Origin of the sequence: Streptacidiphilus neutrinimicus, from assembly GCF_000787815.1 — a bacterium.
Classification (GTDB): Bacteria; Actinomycetota; Actinomycetes; order Streptomycetales; family Streptomycetaceae; genus Streptacidiphilus; species Streptacidiphilus neutrinimicus.
On sequence record NZ_BBPO01000112.1, the window covers coordinates 12,831 to 17,152 of the forward strand.

The 4,322-nt window shown below is 71.1% G+C and carries 4 protein-coding genes and 1 pseudogene; 3 read left to right on the plus strand and 2 right to left on the minus strand.

What is annotated here, in order from left to right:
- Positions 1-609, minus strand: a pseudogene (locus TR48_RS43940) (hypothetical protein); the annotation flags it as partial.
- A 304-nt stretch (positions 610-913) separates the two neighbouring features.
- Here TR48_RS43940 and gabT point away from each other — a divergent pair.
- From gabT to TR48_RS35695, 3 genes are all read left to right on the plus strand, one after another.
- A complete protein-coding gene (gene gabT, locus TR48_RS35685; protein WP_042374740.1) occupies positions 914-2,269 on the plus strand; it encodes a 4-aminobutyrate--2-oxoglutarate transaminase in 1,356 nt (451 codons plus the stop codon).
- Positions 2,270-2,381: 112 nt separating this feature from the next.
- A complete protein-coding gene (locus TR48_RS39515) occupies positions 2,382-3,014 on the plus strand; it encodes a C40 family peptidase (protein ID WP_052443319.1) in 633 nt (210 codons plus the stop codon).
- Positions 3,015-3,267: 253 nt separating this feature from the next.
- Positions 3,268-3,903 (plus strand): phosphatase PAP2 family protein, encoded by a 636-nt coding sequence (locus TR48_RS35695; protein WP_042374741.1) that lies wholly within the window; start codon positions 3,268-3,270, stop codon positions 3,901-3,903.
- On the opposite strand, the gene TR48_RS35700 is transcribed toward TR48_RS35695, so the two are convergent.
- The gene (locus tag TR48_RS35700) at positions 3,888-4,229 is read right to left on the minus strand and encodes a hypothetical protein (protein ID WP_042374742.1); all 342 of its coding nucleotides are present in this window, start codon (positions 4,227-4,229) and stop codon (positions 3,888-3,890) included. The genes TR48_RS35695 and TR48_RS35700 overlap by 16 nt on opposite strands.
- Between the last annotated feature and the right edge of the window lie 93 nt (positions 4,230-4,322).

A 4,322-nucleotide genomic window follows, 5' to 3' on the forward strand; every position in this document is an offset into this window, starting at 1 on the left:
CCCGACCCGCCCCTGCGCGGTCTCCGAATCCAGCAGCGCCAACCCCCCACCCCCCGCCACCGCCCGCAACGGCGCCCACACGTCGATGGGGCCTTCCGCCGCGGAAGCGCCTGCGTCCCTCTGCACCGCGTGCTTGCGCCGCGCAGCGAGCAACTCCCGCACCAGCGGCAGCACGTAGCGGCGCCCGACCGCACGCCACCGGCCCATCCGGCCGAAGATCAGAATCAGGACGACAGCCAGAAGCGGATTAACCAGTGCCCCAACCGCCAGAACAGTGGGGTCGTGGCGACCTGCCCCTGAGACCAGAGACGGGAAAAGGTAGCCCAGAAGTGAGTCCGTGGGCTGGCCCAGATACAGGTACAGCTCGTACGCCACCAGGGCGTTGAGCCCCGCTCGAAGCAGGAGCTTCCAGCCGGGGATCGCGTCGTCCGCGAGGGTCTTCTCGTCCGACGGGCGGGGTTCGGGGCCGAGGCCGAAGACGCCGGGAGGCGTGTGATGGCGCTTCGCCGAGACCCAGCCGACGAGGTCGAAGCCGGCGCCCGCCGGCGCCGCGCCGTGCTGCGGCGGAATCGCCGCACCCGCGGGCACCCGCGGCGGCGTACTCGGCATGGGCGGGATCGGAGGGACCGCGGAGTTCGGCGGATGCGCCGTGTGCCCGTCGAGTGACATCGCCGTCCCGCTCCCTTGCGCCCGCACACAAGCCCGCCTCGAAGCTCTCAATCTAGTGGAGCGGACCCGCTCCCCGTGCGGAAGCACACGCATCATGATCAGTGTCCGCACCGGACAACTTCCACAGCCCGATCACTCCCCTTCGGCGTATGCCCGCGCCCCAGCCCCGCCGTAGCCTGCTCAAAGGGGACGATCCCCCCTCGCCCCCTTCGGACCCGACCCACAACGCATGGGAGACCACCTCATGAGCGCTGCTCAGCTTCCCGGCGGCCCCTCGCTCCCGCAGGAGCGCCGCCTCGTCACCGCGATCCCCGGGCCGAAGTCGCAGGAGCTGCAGGCACGCAAGCTCGCCGCGGTGGCCGCCGGTGTCGGCACCACCCTGCCGGTCTACATCACCCGTGCGGGCGGCGGCGTCGTCGAGGACGTCGACGGCAACTCCCTGATCGACTTCGGCTCCGGCATCGCCGTCACCAACGTCGGCAACGCCGCCGAGCTGGTCGTCGAGCGCGCCTCGCAGCAGCTGGCCGCGTTCACCCACACCTGTTTCATGGTGACCCCCTACGAGGGCTACGTCGCCGTCGCCGAGCAGCTCAACGAGCTGACCCCGGGTGACCACGAGAAGCGCACCGCGCTGTTCAACTCCGGCGCCGAGGCCGTGGAGAACGCCGTCAAGATCGCGCGCGCCTACACCAAGCGCACCGCCGTCGTGGTCTTCGACCACGGCTACCACGGCCGCACCAACCTCACCATGGGCATGACCGCGAAGAACATGCCCTACAAGCAGGGCTTCGGCCCGTTCGCGCCCGAGGTCTACCGCGTTCCGCTGGCGTACCCCTACCGCTGGCTGACCGGCGCCGAGAACTGCGCCGCCGAGGCCGCCGCCCAGGCGATCGACATGATCAACAAGCAGATCGGCGCCGAGAACGTCGCCGCGATCGTGATCGAGCCCATCCAGGGCGAGGGCGGCTTCATCGAGCCGGCCAAGGGGTTCCTGCCCGCCATCGTCGAGTACGCCCGCGCCAACGGCATCGTCTTCGTCGCCGACGAGATCCAGACCGGCTTCTGCCGCACCGGCCAGTGGTTCGCCTGCGACGACGAGGGCATCATCCCGGACCTGATCACCACGGCCAAGGGCATCGCCGGCGGTCTCCCCCTGGCCGCCGTGACCGGCCGCGCCGAGATCATGGACGCCGCCCACGCGGGTGGCCTCGGTGGCACCTACGGCGGCAACCCGGTCGCCTGCGCCGCCGCCCTGGGCTCGATCGAGACCATGAAGCAGCTGGACCTCAACGCCAAGGCCCAGGCCATCGGCGAGACCATGCTCACTCGCCTGCGCGCCTTCGCCGAGAAGTTCGACGTCATCGGCGACGTCCGCGGTCGCGGCGCCATGGTCGCCGTCGAGCTGGTCAAGCCGGGCAGCAAGGACCCGAACCCGGAGGCGACCGCCGCCCTGGCGAAGTTCTGCCACAACCAGGGCCTGCTGGTCCTGACCGCCGGCACCTACGGCAACGTCCTGCGCTTCCTGCCGCCGCTGGTCATGCCGCAGGAGCTGCTGGTCGAGGGGCTGGACATCCTCGAGAACGCCTTCGCCGCGCTCTGATCCACCCGTTCCACCCCCGCTCCACCCCCTGTGCCCCCGTCGGTTCGTCCGACGGGGGCACAGCGCGTAAGCAACCGTTGCGCCAACGACGATCGGGGTAGTCATCGCCCGCATGACCTCCCCGCTCCGGCTCACCCGCCTCCTCGCCGCGCTCGTCCTTGCCCTCACGGCTTTCGTGCTGGCGCCGGTCTCGCACGCGAGCGCCGACGACGGCTCCACCGCCGCCGAGCGCGTGCGCGGCTTCCAGGCCGCCCAGGTCGCGCTGGCCGAGTTGAACACCCCCTACGCGTGGGGTGGCGGCAGCCTCACCGGCCCGACGCTGGGCTTCTGCGACGGCGTCAACGGCTATCTGCCCGACGGCTCCTGCTCGGCCGACCACACGATCGGCTTCGACTGCAGCGGCCTGGTCCGCTACGCCTGGTACCAGGCGAGCGCGGGCTTGGTGACGCTCCCCCACTACAGCGGGGCCCAGTCCCTCCAGGGGCGCCCGATCACGCGGTGGGACGACCTGCTCCCCGGCGACCTGCTCTTCTTCGCCGAGCCCGGCGGCCCGATCCACCACGTCGGCCTCTATCTGGGCCACGGCGCGATGGTCCATTCCGAACACACGGGCACCCTGGTCACCGTCCTCCACGACGTCTTCCACGACCCGAAGTGGGGCCCTCGTCTGGTCGCCGCGACGAGGCCGGAGCCGACGTCCGCGCTGGTGTTCGCACCGCCCGTGGGCGTTGCCCCAGGGGAGTGAAGAAGGTGTGCGGACCTGATGGTGGGTGGGTGAGACGGATCGCCCTCCCGGCCGCGGTGACGTACTGTCAAAGCAGATGGAGAAGCGCGATACCACCGAGGACACCACTTCGGATCCGCCCGCGGATCCCCTCAGCCGATCGACTGAACGCCGAGCTCAAACCCCCCGGGCCAAGCGGAACGTCGGTCACCTCAGCCGCCCCGGAGCTCTCCCCCCTGCTCCGGGGCGGCTTCGCGCTGCCCTCTTCCGGTCGATGTGGTGTCCGGTCGTCCTGCTCGCGATCCTGACCGTCCTGACGGAACAGGTCCTCACCCACGGCCCCCTGCTCGCCGTCGACCGCTGGACTCGCGACACCGTCCAGGGCTGGGTCGCGGCCGATCCCTGGCCGTGGACGAACACCCTCGCCGAGCGCTGGACCGACTTCGGCGTGGCCACCTGTTCGGGCGCCGTCCTCACCGCGGTGACGCTCGTCGTGACCGTCCGCCTGCGCTCCTGGCGCCCTCTTGTGGCGGCGGTGCTCGCCGCGCTGGCCCTGTTCGGCACGGTGATCCCGGGCAAGATCCTCATTGGCCGGCCCGGTCCCGAGGGCGCCCCGGTCGCCTCGGGCGACTGGGGCTGGTTCCCGTCGGGCCACACGGCGACCGCGTCGATCTGCCTGGGCACCGCCGCCCTTGTCCTCGGCACGGCGTGGCCGCGCCTGCGCCGCCTCGTCTACACGGGGACGGCCTTCCTCTGCACCGGCGTCGGCTTCTGCCTCATCTGGCGGAACTACCACTGGCTCTGGGACGTGGTCGCCAGCGGCTGCCTGACCGGCATCGTGCTGTGGCTCCTGCTGCGCTGGCCGCTCAGTCGGGGCCACCGGCCCCGCCGGGATCAGCCGCAGCGCTGAGCCGAGTAGCACGCCGTGGTGTAGCCGGGCTCCCGTTCCGGGCCGGCCGGAACGGGAGTGTGCTGGGGCAGCATCACCAGGCCCACGCACAACGCGATGACGTAGTGCGCCCCAGCCGTGAACGGCGCCCGACGAACGAGCGCCCCCAGGAAGACCACCGCGGACACGGCGAAGAGCCCCAGCGCCCAGTGACGCGTCCCGACGAACCAGACCAGCCCCTCCGCCAGGAAGAGGAGTACGGCGGCCACCACGTCCGCCACCACCCTCGGGCGCGGGATGCTCCACCAGCGATCCATCAGGCTGGGAGCCGCTCGCAAGGAATCCATGCGCCCAGGCTCGTGGCCGGGTGGCGAGCACGCATGAGTAGAAGTACTCACAAAGCAGTGGAGCCCCCTGACATGACGTCAGGGGGCTCCACT